The organism is Microbacterium sp. LMI1-1-1.1 (genome assembly GCF_040815675.1).
In the GTDB taxonomy this organism is placed as follows: Bacteria; Actinomycetota; Actinomycetes; order Actinomycetales; family Microbacteriaceae; genus Microbacterium.
Genome location: NZ_JBFPNN010000008.1, coordinates 203,288 through 217,939 on the forward strand (window position 1 = coordinate 203,288; position 14,652 = coordinate 217,939).

Below are 14,652 nucleotides of genomic sequence, written 5' to 3' on the forward strand. Positions count from 1 at the left end.
CGCGCGGTAACAATCCGGAAATCGTCGGCAGGCTGTGACGCCTGCGTCGGCGACTATAGCACCGGCGCGTCGGGGTCGCCAGTGGCGTCGGCCCGCCCCATGCTCGTCGCCAGTCGCTCGACGTGGACGATCAGGTACAGCACCTCCTCGTCGGTGAGCGCGGAGCCGGTCGCGGCCAGGACGTACGCCTTGACGGCCTCGGCGATGCCGAAGGAGCGCGGGTACCGGTGCTTGGCGAACTCGAAGAACGACGAGTCACCGCTCGTCAGCATCGTGCGGTCGACCAGGCGCTGCAGGAGGAACCGGACGTGCAGGATGAAGCGGGCGTAGTCCGGACTCGCGGTGTCGAGGGTCACGGCGAGGCCCGTCTCGACCGTCCGCACGACGTGCTGCACGCGCCGGAACAGCAGCGCCGCCGTGCCGTTGGGCTCGTCGCGGGTGGCGTTCAGCAGGTGCATCGTGAGGAACACGCCTTCTTCGGGCGGGAGCTCCCGGTCCAGCGAGCGGGCGATCGACGCGGCCATGTGCTCGGCGACGCGCGACTCGTCGGGGTGGAGGATGCGCAGCTCCGGCATCGACGTACCAGGGATCCGGATGCCTTGGTCCAGACGTTCGACGACGTAGTTGACGTGGTCGATCACGGCCAGCGGCAGACGACGGCCGAGGTCCCGCCCGAGCTCCCGCTCGGCCTCGTCGACCGCGCGCAGCACCGCCTGCACGAGCGCGTAGGGCGCGTCGGTGAGCAGCTTCTGCGCGTGCGCGGTGTCGGTGGACTGGTCGAGGACGAACGTCTTCTCGACCTTCGCCGGGTCGACACGGCCGTCGTGCTTCAGCTGGAAGCCGATCCCGCGCCCCATCAGCACCCGCTCGCGGCCGTCGGCGTCGATGGCCACGACGACGTTGTTGTTCAGCAGCTTCTGGACGCCGCCGGGCGGGAGGGAGACGTCACCGGCACCGGGCATGGGATGCATCATATTCGCGGTCGGGTCGGTGCCGGAGGGCGCGTCGGGGTCCCCTCGACACGACCTCGACGCCCCGTTCTCCGTGCCCAGCCGGGACGCAGGCGGCCCCCGGTATCCTGGAAACCATGACTGACCAGCCCCCCGTGCGCACCACCACGCCCCGGCAGGTGCGCCCCGCGGGGGCGCCGGCCGACACCGGCATCCGCGAGACGACGCCGAAGAGCACCGGCATCCGCGAGACCCGACCGAAGGCCGGACGCCAGGTCCGCCCTCAGACCGAGGGATGGCAGCAGCAGAAGGACGAGACCGGCCGCCCGCTGCTGCAGTTCGCCAGCCCCAAGCGCGGCAAGCCGCCCGTGCACCTCGCCGACCTCACCGCCGCCGAGCGCGTCGAGAAGGTCAAGGAGCTGGGCCTGCCCGGCTTCCGGGCGAAGCAGCTCGAGAAGCACTACTTCACGCACTACACGTCCGACCCGGCCGAGATGACCGACCTCCCGGCATCCACTCGGGAACAGCTCGTCGCGGGGATGCTGCCGCCCCTGCTCACCGAGGTGCGCCGGCTCGAGACCGACCGCGGCGACACGATCAAGTTCCTCTGGAAGCTGCACGACGGCGCGCTCGTCGAGTCGGTGCTCATGCGCTACCCGGGCCGCATCACCCTGTGCGTGTCGAGCCAGGCCGGTTGCGGGATGAACTGCCCGTTCTGCGCGACCGGGCAGGCGGGCCTGACGCGCAACATGTCGTCCGCCGAGATCATCGAGCAGATCGTCCGCGCCAACGCCCTCATCGCCGCCGGCGGTCTCGGCGGCAAGAAGCGCGACGACCACTCGCTCGACCGTGTCTCGAACATCGTCTTCATGGGCATGGGCGAGCCGCTGGCGAACTACGCGCGGGTCATGCAGGCCGTGCGCGTGATGGTCGACAAGGACCACGGCCTCGGCATGAGCGCCCGCGGTATCACCGTCTCGACCGTCGGCCTGGTGCCCGCGATCACCAAGCTCGCCGCCGAGGACATCCCGGTCACCTTCGCCCTGTCGCTGCACGCCCCCGACGACCACCTGCGCGACGAGCTGATCCCGGTCAACTCCCGCTGGAAGGTCGACGAGGCCCTGGATGCCGCCCGCGCCTACTTCGACAAGACGGGGCGCCGCGTCTCGATCGAGTACGCGCTCATCAAGGACATGAACGACCACGCCTGGCGCGCCGACCTGCTGGCGGAGAAGCTCAACGCCCGTGGGCGCGGCTGGGTGCACGTCAACCCGATCCCGCTGAACCCGACTCCGGGCTCGATCTGGACGGCATCCGAGGTCCCCGTGCAGAACGAGTTCGTGCGCCGCCTCAACGACGCCGGCATCCCGACGACCCTGCGCGACACCCGCGGCAAGGAGATCGACGGGGCGTGCGGTCAGCTCGTCGCGACCGAGGAGGACGAGGTCGCCGCGGCGGCGACCCCCGTCGCCTGATCCCGCCCGGGCGGGCCCCGTCGCCTGATCGACGCGGAGGGGGCCGACGGCCCTCAGCCGTTCCGGCCGCGCGCCGCGACGCGCCAGACGTCGACGACCTGATCGCCGGCGGTGACGACCGCGTCGTCGATGAGGTTCATCGCCAGGCAGACGTGATTGGGCACGATGCGCAGGCGCGAGCCGAGAGCAGGCGGCCGGTCTCGCTCTGCCCAGCGGATGGTGGCGTGATGCTCGGAGAGGGCGACGATACGCGCGTCGGGGGCGTCGAGGACGCGCCCGTAGCCGGTCGTCCAGGCGGGGCGATCGGACCCGAGGATCTTGCTGCCCGCGTCGGCGACGAGGAACGTCTCGCCGTCGCGTTCGTGCGCGCTGACGACGGTGGACAGGACGCTCACCGCGATGTCCTCCGGGGCGCAGCGGCCGAGCTCCCACTGCTGGGCGTCTCCGAACGCGTACACGCCGGGTCGAGCCTCGGTGACCGTGCCCGCGGCGGTCAACAGCGCGGTCGGCGTGGATCCGCCGCTGCGGACGGCCACCGGGATCCCCACCGCCTCCAGCGCCGCCGCGGCCGCGGTGAGGGCGTCGCGTTCGTCGAGCGCGACCGTCGCCGCGGCGCCCGGTGCGTAGGAATGGCCGGGAAACGTGAACACGCCCTCCACGGCGAGGCCCGTCGACCGGGCGGCGAGGGCGACCGTCGCCGCGTCTTCGGGGCGGACGCCCGAGCGGTGATGCCCGCTGTCGACCTCGATGCGGACTGCGACGCGGGCGGCATCCGGCCCGAGGAGAGCCGCGGTGTTCTCCGCGCTCTCCGCGGAGTCCACGCCGAGGGAGAGACGAGTGGATGCCAGGACCGCCCGCACGCGGTCTGCCGACCGGGGCGTCATCCACAGGGGGTAGGCGATGAACACGTCGTCGATGCCCGCGGCGGCGAACACCTCGGCCTCGCCGAGCGTCGCGACCGTGATCCCCACCGCCCCGAGCGCCACCTGCAGCCGCGCGATCTCGGGGATCTTGTGGGTCTTCGCGTGCGGGCGGAGGGCGATGGCCTTTTCCGCGAGCGCGGTCTGCATCCCGGAGAGGTTCCGTTGGAGGATGTCGCGGTCGATGAGCAGGCTCGGCGTCTCGAGGTCGGACACGGGGGAGTGCTGCACGATGTCGGCTCCGCTCGGTGGGGTGAGGCCTGCTCCGCAGACGTGGGGGGCGCTAGCCGAGGCTCGCTCGGGCGTCCTGAGTGAGCAGGTAGAGGGTCTTCGCCTGGCCGGGGAAGCGGGTGAACCCAAATCTCTCGTAGAACGGGATGACGTCCTCCCGCAGGGCGTGGACGAGGACGGCTCGGATGCCGATGGTCTCCGCCGCGTCGAGAGCCCGCATCGTCGCATGCTGGAGCAGGGAGGCACCCAGGCCCATGCCGTGGAAGGCACGGTCGACGGCGAGACGGCCGAGAAGGACGACCGGGACGCGTGAGGGCAGCTTGGCCGTGAGAGGGGGCGGGCCGTCCTCGCGTTCCAGCGAGCTCGACGAGAGGCAGTAATACCCCGCGACTCGGTGGTCTTCACGGGTGACGCAGACGCTGGTGCGAGAGGCGCCCGCCTTCTCGCTGCTGCGCGCCCGGCCACGCAGCCAACTGTCCAGCGCTTCCTCACCGGAGTCGAACTCCGACAGCCGGTCACCCGCCGCGATCGGGCAGGGGGTGAGGAACTCAACCACGGTCGACGAAGACGGATGTGCGCCGGAACAGGTCCTGCAGTCCCTCGACCGACCGTGCGGGACGATCCATCACGGCGAGGAACGCGTCGAAGGCCTCGGCCTCGACGCGGAGCTGCCGGTCCTGCTGGATCACCTCTTCCGCCCGCTCGGTCAAAACGTCGGCCGAGAACGCGGTGACGGTGCGACCGGAGATCGCGGCGGCGGCTTCGATCGACTCCTTCTGCGCAGCGGTCACCCGCAGTTCGATACGCGCGTTCTTCCGGGGTGCGGCCATGGCTCCAGTGTACGGAAATATTCCGTACGTTCGCTCTGTGTGTCCGGCGGTCAGGACGCCGACGGCAGCGCGACCCTCCGCGTGTGCGCGCGCACGGACGGCAGGCGCCGGCCGGTCGTGAGCATCGTGCGGAGGCCGGTCAGGCGTCGGCGCACCGCCCACCGCGTGACGTTCGCGAGCGACTCGCGGACGATCGCCCCGCTCATCTTGCTCACCCCGCGCTCGCGCTCCACGAAGGTGATCGGCACCTCCGAGACGCGCAGGCCGCGCTGCAGCGCGCGCCACAGCAGGTCGAGCTGGAAGCAGTAACCCTGGGAGGCGACGTCGTCGACCCCGATCGCGTCGAGGGCGTCGGCGCGGAAGACCCGGTAGCCCCCCGTCGCGTCGCGGACGTCCATCCCGAGGGCGAGACGCGCGTAGAGGTTGCCGCCGCGGCTGAGCAGCCGTCGATGCAGCGGCCAGTTCCGCACCCGTCCGCCGGGGATCCAGCGCGAACCGAGCACGACGTCGGCGGTCGGCGTCTCGGCCAGCAGGGCCGGGAGCGCCTCCGGCTGGTGGGAGCCGTCGGCATCCATCTCGACCAGGTAGGCGTAGCCGTGAGCGCGCCCCCAGGCGAAGCCGTCGAGGTACGCGCGGCCGAGACCGTCCTTGCCCGACCGGTGCAGGACGTGGACCGCCTCGTGCCGGAGCGCCAGCCGGTCGGCGAGCTCACCGGTCCCGTCGGGCGAGGCGTCGTCGACGACGAGGACGTCCGTGCCGCCGACGGCGAGGACGCGATCGACGATCGGGCCGAGGTTCTCGATCTCGTTGTAGGTGGGGATGATGGTGAGGACCGGGGTCATGTCTCTCCTGAGGCGTCGAGGGGCGGATGTCAGGCGGCGACGGCGGTCACGACGACGTTGTCGACGTAGTGGCCCGTCTCGGGATCCCAGGCGCCCGCGCACGTGACGATGCGCAGCTCCGGCGTCGGGACGGGGGCGTAGATGGATGCCGTGGGGAAGGTGTCCTTCTCGACGGTCTGCAGTCCCGTCACGACGAAGTCCGCCGTCGTGCCGTCGCTGCGTCGGACCGAGACGGTGTCGCCGGCGGTCAGCTTCGGCAGGTCGAAGAACACAGCGGGGCCCGTGGGGGAGTCGACGTGCGCGGCGATGACCGCCGGACCCACCTCCCCGGGGAGGACGCCGCCCTCGTACCAGCCGACGGCGTCGAAGTCGGTGGGCGCCTCGATCCAGCCGTCCGCCCCGCGGTCCAACCCGATGAGGTCGGACTCGACGCCGATGGCGGGGATCGAGAGGTGGACGGGTGTCGCCGTGGAGGCCGGGGCCGCCGCGACCGGGTCCTGGAAGCCCGAGGCGGCGCCCGTGCCGGAGGCGGCGCCCGTGCCGGGGGCGGCCCCCGCCGGCGCGGCGGAGGCGGACTCCTCGAGCGGGGGGCAGCCGGCGAGGACGTCGTCCGTCAGCATCGCCGTCGCCAGGGCGTTCCACGCGTCGCCGTAGTAGGTGGGCGTGGATGCCGAGGTCTCGGACATCCGCTGCAGGTCGGCCTCGGCGGCATCCCTGTCCCCGTCACCTGCGTAGGACGCCGCCCGGGCCGCGTACGCGATCGCGTGCTGGTCGCTCGTGACCGCGCCCGCGCCGGAGTCGAGCTCCGCGGCGAGGGTGTCGTCCGCGGGGAGCGCGGCGGCGATGCGTCCCGCCAGCGCCCGGTCCGCGGGCTCGCACGACTCGGCGAAGCGGATCGGGGTGCGCGTGGCGTCGTAGCCGTAGCCCGGCTCGCCCTGACCGTCGGCGGCGCCGGCGATCGCGACGGTCCCGTCGGCCGCCACCGTGGCCCAGTTCGTCGGCAGGGGGTTCGCGTCGAGCAGGGCCGAGGTCACGGCCCGGCTGCCCTCGGCCAGCTCCTCCCACCGCGGATCGTCCGAGGCCTCGGACAGCACCGCATACGCGGCCGGCGAGGCGTAAGAGGGGTTGTAGGCGTGGGGCGACGACGTGGCCCACGGACCGGGCAGCAGGATCCGCCCGACAGCGGTCTCGGCCGTCATGTCGTCGAGCAGCGCCCCTCCGAGCGCGATGCCCTCGGTGCGCAGGTCGTCGCGGCCGAACGCGTCCCCCGCGAGCACGAGGGCGCGGGCGGCATCCAGGTCCGCGTCGGAGGCCGGCTGCTCGTCGACGACCGCGCCGCCCTCCCACCGCCACGCGAGCAGCAGGTCGTCGCGCTGCAGGTTCTCGGTGGTCCACGACCAGATGCGGTCGAACTGCTCCTCGTCGCCGGCCGCCAGGGCGAGGAGCAGGCCGTACGCCTGCCCCTCGCTGACGGTGTCGCCGCCCTGGTCGGTGCGGACGACCCGTCCGTCGTCCACGTAGGTCGACAGGAACGCGGATGCCGTCTCGACGGTGCGGTCGTGGCCCTCCGTGTCCGGCTCGGCCGGTCCGGCGCAGGCGGTCAGGGTGAGCGCGACGGCGACGGCGGCCGCGCCGGCGGAGAGGACGGTGCGGATGCCGGTCACGCTGTGCCCTTCGACGCCCGACGACGGAGCGCCGCCACCGCGACGAGCAGGCCGCCGAGCAGAGCCGCCGCGCCCACGACGGCACCGGGTGCGACCTCGGACGACGCGGCCGTGCTGCCGCCGCCGGTGTGGATGCCGCCGACGGGCATGTCGGCGAGGGTGGCCGAGTCGGTGACGGCGCGCGCGGTCAGCGCCCCCGCGGCGTCATCGAGCACGAAGAGGGTCGAGACCGATCCGGCGGGGAGGTCGACGGCGGAGGAGCCGCTCTCGTCGGCGCCGGTCAGCTCGAGGTCCCACGAACCGGCGGGCACGGCGGCGTAGTCGGTGGCCGTCCCGGTGGGGACGTCGCGCGCGATCGCGCGGCCCTCCGCGGTGTCCACGTCGACGGTCGGCTCGACCGTGGAGGCCTGAACCACGCGCACGCGCGCCTGTCCCTCGTCGGGGGCGGAGAGGTCGTCCTCGAAGACCGTCGTGCGCAGCTCGGCGTTGCGGCCGTAGGCGGCGACCGTGACCGGCTCGCCCTCCGCGACGTCGATCGACTGCTGCACGACGGGCTCGGCGTCGTCGGCGGCGTCGGAGGGGACCATCGACACGACGTACGTGCCCTCCGCGAGGGGGATGTAGTCGCTGACGGCGCCGTAGGCGACGTCGTCCAGCTCGTACACGACAGCGCCGCCCGACAGCGCCGTCATCTGCACGTCGACCGACTTGGTGTCGGGGGACAGGTGCGCCACGCGCGCCCATCCGCCCGGAGCCGCCGAGGCGGCCGATGCCGCGGGGGCGAGGGCGACGCCGAGGGCCAGCGGCATCACGGCCGCGGCCGTCAGCGCGAGGCCGCGCAGGGCGCGCCGGGGTGCGCGGGTCGAGGAGCGGGGGGTCTCGGTCATGCGGGTCATGAGGGATCCTTTCGTCGGGGGGAGGAGAGTCGTCCGGGGGGACGGGGTCACGAGGTCGGACGCGGCAGGAGGCCGGTCGGCTCGTCGGGGGAGAACGTGATCACCACGCCGGCATCGCCGCGTTCGACCGAGACGGGGCGGAGGCGGCCGGTCAGCGACTCGTAGAACCGCACCACCTCGTCCGCGCCCGCGGCGGTGCCGCGTGCGTCCTGACCGTCGAACGAGCTGACGACGAGCTGACGGTGCACGCCCGAGGGGTCGCCGTCGAGCTGGTCGATCGCGGCGACGTCGATGCGTCCGACCGCCGAGAGCTGACCCAGGGTCACCAGGATGCGGCCGTCGACGACGCCGGAGGTCAGCAGGTCCTGCTCGGCGCCGGGGAGTCCGATGCCGGGGTTCTGCAGCAGCTGCTGTCCGGCCACCGACCGGGCGGTGTAGAGCCCCTCGTCCGCGGCCTGGGCGAGCGCGGCCTGCTCCCGATCGATCAGACGCACGTCGACCTGCTGCGCCCCCTCGCCGAAGGAGGCCACGACCACGCTGTTCTCGATCGCCTGCCGGACCGTGGGGAACTCGGTCGGGAAGGTGCGCATCGAGTCCGTCGTGATGACGTAGTCGTAGTCCCGCCAGCCGTCGGGAGCGAGCTCCTGCACGTCGGGGTCGGTGTCGGCCTTGTAGTACCAGACGACGTCCTCGCGGGTGAAGCCCGCGTCGACCAGGTCCACCCACATGGCGTCGTCGACGAGCATGCGCGCGTCAGCCGGGGCGTTCTGCGTCATCCACGCCTCCGCATCGCGCAACGGCCGGTCGAGGTCGGCGAGGAGGAACCCGCGCAGCTGCGCGGCCCACAGCGGACCCGCGGCGACGAGCGCGACGAGCAGGCCGGACGCGACCGCGACCCCGCCGAATCGGCGCAGCGTCGCCCGCGACCGCAGCGACTCGACGGCGATCTGACCCATTCCGGCCACGACGATCGCGGCGAAGGGGAGCAGCATGATGACGTACGGCACCGGGAGGTAGCCGCCGCGGAACATGAACGCCGTCAGCGCGAGCAGGGCGATCGCCCAGGGCCGGAGGCGACGGACGAACAGCGCGGCCACGGCCGCCGCGAGCGCGGTCACGATGAGCGCCGCGTCCAGCTGCCACCACAGGCCGACGGTCCGGGACATGAGGCTCTCGGGGTCGAACAGAGACCCGCTGCCCTCGCGGGACGCCAGCTGGAAGGCCAGCCCGTCCCACAGGCTCACGCGGCCGTCGGCCGGCATGACCTCGCCCTTGACCACGGCGAACGCGACGTAGGTGAGGCCGATGAGACCCAGCACCGCGGCCGCGACCGACAGCGTGTAGCGGCGGGTCGTCTTGTCGGCGCCGCGCCACAGGAACCAGGCGAGCAGCGGCAGCGCGAGGAGGTACGTCTCCTTCGTCAGCACAGCGATGCCGAAGGCGGCGGCGGCCCCGATGTAGCCGATGAGCTGCGCGCGCCGGCTCAAGGCCAGCAGCAGGGCGGCCAGCAGCCACGCGGTCGCGATGTTGTCGAGGTACACCTGACGGTGGAACTGCACCGCCAGCGGCGAGAGCAGGAAGATCGCGACCGCGACCGAGGCCGTCAGCCGGGCGAATCCGATGCGGCGTACCAGCACCCACAGCAGGATCGCGGCGATCCCCGTGAAGACCAGCATGGCCTCGCGGGCGGCGATCACGGCGACGTCGTAGCGCTCCCACGCGTCGGTCAGGCCCGCGTAGGCGGCGATCTGGATCCACCCCAGCGGCGGGTGGTCGTACCAGTACGTGTAGTGGGTCAGCTCGCCGAGGTTGCCGATGCTCCAGGCCTGGGCGGTATAGGTGCCCTCGTCGTCGATCCTCTGCGGCGAGCCGCCGAGGTTGAGGGCGTTGACGAGGATGCCGACGAACAGCGGCGGCAGCAGCCAGGCCGCGTCGACGAGGCGGGTGCGCCACGTCGAGCGGCGTGCGGGCGCGTCGGCCGTTCCGCGGTCGCGGCGGGTGGGGACCGGCGCGGTGGGGCGCTCGAGGGTCGAGGTCATCGGGTCACCTCCGCGGTGGCGCCTACGAGCTCGCGGCTCGTGGTCGGTTCGGACGCGGCCTCACGGTGCGCGCCGGTGTGCTCGGTCTTCTCCCAGCTGCCGTCGCCGCGCAGCTGACGGACGACGGAGCGCACGGCCGCGGCCGCGAGGAAGATCTGGTACGGCACGAGTCCCAGCACGAGGCGCACGTAGTCGCGCACCCGCACCTTCTTGTCGTACACGCGGCCGAACTCGGTGAGCCCGGCAGCCTCGGCCACCAGCGTGATGACGGTGGGGACGAGGGGCAGGAAGGTGATCAGCGCGACCGGGGTCGGCACCTTGACCAGCAGGATGAACGCGACCGAGATCGGGATCAGCAGACCGGTGGCCGCCTGCAGGAACGGCATGTTCAGCAGGTAGCGGGCGTACATCCGCTGGCGGAGGGTCGGCAGCGCCTTCCACTCGCCCTTGCCGAGCACCTGCAGGAACCCCTGGTTCCAGCGGGTGCGCTGCTTGTACAGCGACTTCAGGGTGGGCGGGGTCTCCTCGCGCGTGACGTACTCGGGGTTGTAGGCGACGACGACCTTCGCGCCGTCGCTCGACAGGCGCACGCCCAGCTCGCAGTCCTCGGCGAGGCACTGGTCGTCCCAGCCGTGCGACCACTCCAGGCGCTCACGGGTGACGAAGACGGTGTTGCCGCCGAGGGGGATGAACTTGGACCGGGCGTGGAAGTGCAGGCGCGACCGGAACCAGAAGTAGTACTCGAGCACGTTGCGCAGCGACCACCAGCTGGTCTCGAAGTTCATCAGCTGCACGCCGCCCTGCACGACGTCGGCGCCCGTCTCCTGGAACTTGGAGTCGACGACGGTCAGCAGGCCGGGGTGCACCTCGTCCTCCGCATCGAACACGCCGACCACGTCGCCGGTGGCGATCTGCAGGGCGCGGTTGAGCGCCTTGGGCTTGTTCTTGGGGACGCTGTCGTCGACGACCACCTTGATGAGGTCGGGATGCCGCGCGGCGGCCTGCCGGACGACGAGCTCGGTCCCCGGGTCGTCGTGGCCGACGATGGCGATGATCTCGAAGTCGGGGTGGTCCTGCTGCGCGAGGCGGTCCAGGGTCTGCCCCATGACCTCCTCCTCGTGGCGGCCGGGGACGAGGAGCGTGAAGCGGTGCCGTGCGGGGCGCGGGGACGAACTGAACTGCGTGGCCCGCAGGTCGTCGGCGGAGCGCCACGCGTGCAGCATCCACCAGAGGGTCGTCGTCGCGACGACGGTCAGGAGCAGGGCGAGCACGATGATGCCGCTGTAGCCGAGCCATTCGCCGAGGGACCAGTCGGGCAGGAGGCTGCCCATGACCGAGGTCCCCGGCTGAGCGGGGACGGGAACGGTGGTGATGTCCTCGGGCCCGCCGCCGGGCGCGGGAGCGACGGGGGTGAGCAGCGGTTGGGGGGTCGCGGCGGTCGCGCGGACCATCGTGGGTGTGAGCAGGGACGACAAAAGACAACCTCCAGCGTCCACGTGGACGGTTCGAGGGCGGAGTGGGGGATGGGTGACGACCGCGGGCGAGGTCGTCGTACGCGGGTCATCCGGGGGCCGTGGGGGGGATGGTTTGGATCGCCCAGGGGTTTGCCAGGGTTCTCCGGCGCTCCGCCGGGGCGGTTGACGCGTCCGTGGGCGTGAGGCATACTCCAACAGGTGAACACTTAGTTCACTAGATGAACCCCCCACCTCAATGGAGAGCACTATGGGCTTGGCTGTCTGGGCGCTGATCGCCTACATCGGCGTGATCGTCCTCTGGAGCGTCGTCGTCAAACGCGGCATCGGCGAGGCGATGGTCGTCGGCTTCCTCGTCGTCTGCGCCTTCGGCGGTGCGGACTTCCTCCGCCTGCTGGCGGTTGGACTGGAGGCGGCGTTCACGCAGGAGATCGTCTTCGCGGCCCTGGCCTTCACGTTCATCGGCTTCCTCCTGGCATCCACCGGAGTCATCGACCGCCAGGTCGACATCCTCAACTCGCTGCTGGGCCGCCTGCGCGGCGGGGCGGGCTACGTGGCGACGATCGGCTCCGCGCTGTTCGGCTCCGTCGCCCACTCCGGCTCCGCGAACGCCGCCACGATGGGATCGGTCGCCATCCCCTGGATGAAGCGGTCGAACTGGCCGCCGCACGTCGCCGCCACGGTCATCGCGGGCAACGCCGGCAACGGCACGGTCATCCCGCCCAGCGCCTCGTTCTTCATCCTGATCGGCACGGCCACCGTGGCGCCGTACGTCACCATCGACAAGCTCCTGATCGCCATGTTCGTGGCCGCCGCCTGGTGCGTGCTGTGGCGCCTCATCGTGATCTTCATCTTCGTGCGCCGCCACAAGATCGACCGGGTCGCCGCGGCCGACATCCTCCCCTTCGCCCGCTCGTTCCGTCAGGGATGGACGTCGCTGCTGGTCTTCCTCGGCATCGTCATCCCGGTCGCGGTCACGCTCGGACCCACCGGGGACGCGCTCACCCAGGCGCTCGGCGAGGACACGATGGATGCCGTCAGCGTCATCGTCTGGATCCCCGTGCTCCTCATGATCTTCGCCGTCCTCCTCGGCTGGCGAGGTCTGCCCCGCGGCGGCCGGGCGTGGTACGACTTCATCGCCAAGACGGCCCCGCGCTACCGCGACATCGGCGCCACGCTGGTGTTCGCCTTCGCGGGCGGCGCCGTCCTCACCGAGCTGGGCCTGGGCGATCAGCTCGCCGCGGTCCTGAACGGCCTCAACGCCTCCCCGGTGGTCATGTCGATCATCGTCGCGGTCCTCACCGTCCTCGTCGCAGGACCGCTGAGCTCCACCGCCACGATCGCGACGATCGGCGGCATCGGCTTCAGCGTGCTCATGGTGTCGGGGGTGGACCCGATCCTGGCGGCCTGCGTCGTCCTCGTCGCGGCGTCCACCGAGGGGGCCTCCCCTCCCGGTGCCTCGGCGATCTACATCGCCACCGGCATCGCCCAGGTCAACCCCGTGAAGACCTTCGTGCCGCTGATCGTCTGGTACGTCCTGCCGATCCTCGCGATCGCCGCCCTCATCGGTCCCGGCTGGCTGCCGGTGTCGTTCTAGCCCGCGTCCGTCATCGGAGAAGCACATGTCTGAAGAGAAGACTCCCGCCGAGAACCCGCACGGCCCCGTCCGCCGCCGCGCGATCGCGCTCATGACCCCCGTCTTCGTGGTCCTCCTGGCCACGATGCTCATCGTCGGCACGGTGCTGGTGGTGCTGCAGATCATCGGCCTGCTCCTGGCGAACGGCTCGTTCGTCGTCGGCGTCGCCGACGCGCTGAGCCCCTGGGCGTTCGGGATCGCCGGCGTGCTCGGCATCTGGACGCTGCTGCTGTCGTACGCCCACGGATGGAAGCCCGCCGACTGACCGTCGGCCGATTCGAACGAATGGATGCCACATGACCACCTCACCCACCCCGGTCGCCGCGGACGTCGTCGCCGGTCTCGCCGCCCTCCCCGTCGCCAACATCGGTGACTCGATGGACCGGCTCAACGTCGTCGACGCCGGGATCCAGGCCGTCTGGCGCGGCGCCGCGGTCGCCGGCCCGGCCTTCACCGTGGAGGTGGCCGGCGGCGACAACGCCGGCATCCACGCCGCGATCTCGCAGGTGCCCGCCGGCGCCGTGCTCGTGGTCAACGGCCACGGCGTGACCGACCGCGCCCTCATCGGCGAGCTCATCGCCGAGCGGCTCCGCAAGGTCGGCTGCGCCGGGTTCGTCGTCGACGGCGCCGTCCGCGACGTCGGCGACCTGGAGGAGATGGGCTTCCCCGTCTTCGCCCGGTCGAGCAGCCCCGCCGGTCCGTACAAGAACGGCCCGTTCCGCGTGGGCGTGCCCATCGCGCTGGGCGGCGTGGTCGTGACGCCCGGTGACGTCGTCGTCGGCGACGGCGACGGCCTCGCGGTCGTGCCGGCGGCGGAGGCGGAGGCGGTCCTCGAGCGTGCACGGCGCAAGAACGCGGACGAGTCCGAGATCCGTCGCGGCATCCTGGCCTCCTGACCGATCCGACAGACTAGATGGATGAGTCCGGCTCGCGATGAGACGTCAGGTCAGCCCACGGTCCGCAGCGTCGAGCGCGCCCTCGAGGTGCTCGAGCTGCTGGAGCGCGCCGACCGCCCGCTGCGGCTCGTCGACCTCAGCCGCGGAACGGGTCTCTCGTCGGCGACGCTCCTCCGTCTGCTCGCCGTGCTCCAGCGCCGCGACCTCGTCGCCAGCGGAGCGGGCGAGTACCGGCTGGGCGTCGCGACCCTCGGCATGGCGCACGGGTACATCTCGTCCGATCCGCTCAGCAACCGCGCGCGGCCGCACCTGCAGCAGCTCGCCGACACGACCCGTCTCACCACCTCGCTGTACGTCCGCAGCGGCGACGAGCGCATCCTCGCGGTCCGCGTCGACGGGGAGCACCCGCTCCGCTACCAGCTGCCGCTCGGGCGCCGGCTCGCCCTGCACCTCGGGGCGGGCAAGCCGATCCTCGCGAACCTCCCCGCCGACGAGATCACCCGCATCCTCCAGCTGCTGGGCGAGACGCAGCGGGCGGACGGCCGCACCGTGTCGGTGGAGGGGATGGATGCCGACCTCTCCGACATCCGTCGGAACGGCTTCCACGTCTCCGTCGCCGAGCGCGACACCGCCGTGGCATCCATCAGCGTCCCCGTCTTCGCGGGGACCGGGGAGGTCATCGCCTCCCTCTCCGCGTCCGGCCCCGTCGAGTCGACGGATCCGGCGCGACTGCCCGAGTGGGCCCCCGAACTCCGACGGGCGGCAGCGGCCGTCGGCCGATAGCGCGAGCACCGACTCGCG

At 72.0% G+C, this 14,652-nt stretch carries 14 protein-coding genes; 5 read left to right on the forward strand and 9 right to left on the reverse strand.

Features of this window, described 5'->3' with window-relative positions; all coding sequences use genetic code 11:
* Window positions 1-53: 53 nt before the first annotated feature.
* A complete protein-coding gene (locus MRBLMI1_RS10655) occupies window positions 54-962 on the reverse strand; it encodes a PRD domain-containing protein (protein ID WP_367732413.1) in 909 nt (302 codons plus the stop codon).
* A 125-nt stretch (window positions 963-1,087) separates the two neighbouring features.
* On the opposite strand from MRBLMI1_RS10655, the gene rlmN reads away from it, so the two are divergent.
* Window positions 1,088-2,425, forward strand: coding sequence for a 23S rRNA (adenine(2503)-C(2))-methyltransferase RlmN (gene rlmN / locus MRBLMI1_RS10660; RefSeq protein ID WP_367732415.1), 1,338 nt, complete (start codon window positions 1,088-1,090; stop codon window positions 2,423-2,425).
* Window positions 2,426-2,478: 53 nt separating this feature from the next.
* Here rlmN and MRBLMI1_RS10665 read toward each other — a convergent pair whose 3' ends face one another.
* The 8 genes from MRBLMI1_RS10665 to MRBLMI1_RS10700 are packed head-to-tail and all read right to left on the reverse strand — an operon-like array spanning window position 2,479 to window position 11,322.
* Window positions 2,479-3,576, reverse strand: coding sequence for an alanine racemase (locus MRBLMI1_RS10665; protein WP_367732417.1), 1,098 nt, complete (start codon window positions 3,574-3,576; stop codon window positions 2,479-2,481).
* 52 nt (window positions 3,577-3,628) lie between these two features.
* Window positions 3,629-4,132, reverse strand: coding sequence for a GNAT family N-acetyltransferase (locus MRBLMI1_RS10670; RefSeq protein WP_367732420.1), 504 nt, complete (start codon window positions 4,130-4,132; stop codon window positions 3,629-3,631).
* On the reverse strand, window positions 4,125-4,406 hold the full coding sequence (locus MRBLMI1_RS10675; RefSeq protein WP_367732423.1) for a DUF1778 domain-containing protein: 282 nt from the start codon (window positions 4,404-4,406) through the stop codon (window positions 4,125-4,127). Before MRBLMI1_RS10675 ends, MRBLMI1_RS10670 begins: the two co-directional genes overlap by 8 nt.
* Window positions 4,407-4,456: 50 nt before the next feature.
* On the reverse strand, window positions 4,457-5,248 hold the full coding sequence (locus MRBLMI1_RS10680; protein ID WP_367732427.1) for a polyprenol monophosphomannose synthase: 792 nt from the start codon (window positions 5,246-5,248) through the stop codon (window positions 4,457-4,459).
* 29 nt (window positions 5,249-5,277) lie between these two features.
* The gene (locus MRBLMI1_RS10685; RefSeq protein WP_367732430.1) at window positions 5,278-6,912 is read right to left on the reverse strand and encodes a class F sortase; all 1,635 of its coding nucleotides are present in this window, start codon (window positions 6,910-6,912) and stop codon (window positions 5,278-5,280) included.
* On the reverse strand, window positions 6,909-7,808 hold the full coding sequence (locus MRBLMI1_RS10690; RefSeq protein ID WP_367732433.1) for a DUF4397 domain-containing protein: 900 nt from the start codon (window positions 7,806-7,808) through the stop codon (window positions 6,909-6,911). Before MRBLMI1_RS10690 ends, MRBLMI1_RS10685 begins: the two co-directional genes overlap by 4 nt.
* A 47-nt stretch (window positions 7,809-7,855) precedes the next feature.
* Window positions 7,856-9,847, reverse strand: coding sequence for a hypothetical protein (locus tag MRBLMI1_RS10695; RefSeq protein ID WP_367732435.1), 1,992 nt, complete (start codon window positions 9,845-9,847; stop codon window positions 7,856-7,858).
* Window positions 9,844-11,322, reverse strand: a complete 1,479-nt coding sequence (locus tag MRBLMI1_RS10700) for a glycosyltransferase (protein WP_367732437.1) — start codon at window positions 11,320-11,322, stop codon at window positions 9,844-9,846. Before MRBLMI1_RS10700 ends, MRBLMI1_RS10695 begins: the two co-directional genes overlap by 4 nt.
* Window positions 11,323-11,569: 247 nt before the next feature.
* On the opposite strand from MRBLMI1_RS10700, the gene MRBLMI1_RS10705 reads away from it, so the two are divergent.
* The 4 genes from MRBLMI1_RS10705 to MRBLMI1_RS10720 are packed head-to-tail and all read left to right on the forward strand — an operon-like array spanning window position 11,570 to window position 14,634.
* Window positions 11,570-12,916 carry a TRAP transporter large permease subunit gene (locus tag MRBLMI1_RS10705; protein WP_367732486.1) on the forward strand — a complete coding sequence of 449 codons (1,347 nt, stop codon included), beginning with the start codon at window positions 11,570-11,572 and terminating at the stop codon, window positions 12,914-12,916.
* Window positions 12,917-12,941: 25 nt separating this feature from the next.
* Complete coding sequence (locus MRBLMI1_RS10710) at window positions 12,942-13,220, forward strand: hypothetical protein (protein ID WP_367732488.1); 279 nt, start codon at window positions 12,942-12,944, stop codon at window positions 13,218-13,220.
* A 31-nt stretch (window positions 13,221-13,251) separates the two neighbouring features.
* A complete protein-coding gene (locus MRBLMI1_RS10715; RefSeq protein WP_367732490.1) occupies window positions 13,252-13,851 on the forward strand; it encodes a methyltransferase in 600 nt (199 codons plus the stop codon).
* A 21-nt stretch (window positions 13,852-13,872) separates the two neighbouring features.
* Window positions 13,873-14,634: an IclR family transcriptional regulator gene (locus tag MRBLMI1_RS10720; protein ID WP_367732492.1), complete on the forward strand. Its 762-nt coding sequence runs from the start codon at window positions 13,873-13,875 to the stop codon at window positions 14,632-14,634.
* The last annotated feature ends 18 nt before the right edge of the window (window positions 14,635-14,652 follow it).

Coding starts and splice junctions, on each gene's coding strand:
- MRBLMI1_RS10655 (WP_367732413.1), bottom strand. CDS start 962: ATGCCCGGTGCCGGTGACGTCTCCCTCCCGCCCGGCGGCGTCCAGAAG.
- rlmN (WP_367732415.1), top strand. CDS start 1,088: ATGACTGACCAGCCCCCCGTGCGCACCACCACGCCCCGGCAGGTGCGC.
- MRBLMI1_RS10675 (WP_367732423.1), bottom strand. CDS start 4,406: ATGGCCGCACCCCGGAAGAACGCGCGTATCGAACTGCGGGTGACCGCT.
- MRBLMI1_RS10680 (WP_367732427.1), bottom strand. CDS start 5,248: ATGACCCCGGTCCTCACCATCATCCCCACCTACAACGAGATCGAGAAC.
- MRBLMI1_RS10690 (WP_367732433.1), bottom strand. CDS start 7,808: ATGACCCGCATGACCGAGACCCCCCGCTCCTCGACCCGCGCACCCCGG.
- MRBLMI1_RS10695 (WP_367732435.1), bottom strand. CDS start 9,847: ATGACCTCGACCCTCGAGCGCCCCACCGCGCCGGTCCCCACCCGCCGC.
- MRBLMI1_RS10705 (WP_367732486.1), top strand. CDS start 11,570: ATGGGCTTGGCTGTCTGGGCGCTGATCGCCTACATCGGCGTGATCGTC.
- MRBLMI1_RS10710 (WP_367732488.1), top strand. CDS start 12,942: ATGTCTGAAGAGAAGACTCCCGCCGAGAACCCGCACGGCCCCGTCCGC.
- MRBLMI1_RS10715 (WP_367732490.1), top strand. CDS start 13,252: ATGACCACCTCACCCACCCCGGTCGCCGCGGACGTCGTCGCCGGTCTC.
- MRBLMI1_RS10720 (WP_367732492.1), top strand. CDS start 13,873: ATGAGTCCGGCTCGCGATGAGACGTCAGGTCAGCCCACGGTCCGCAGC.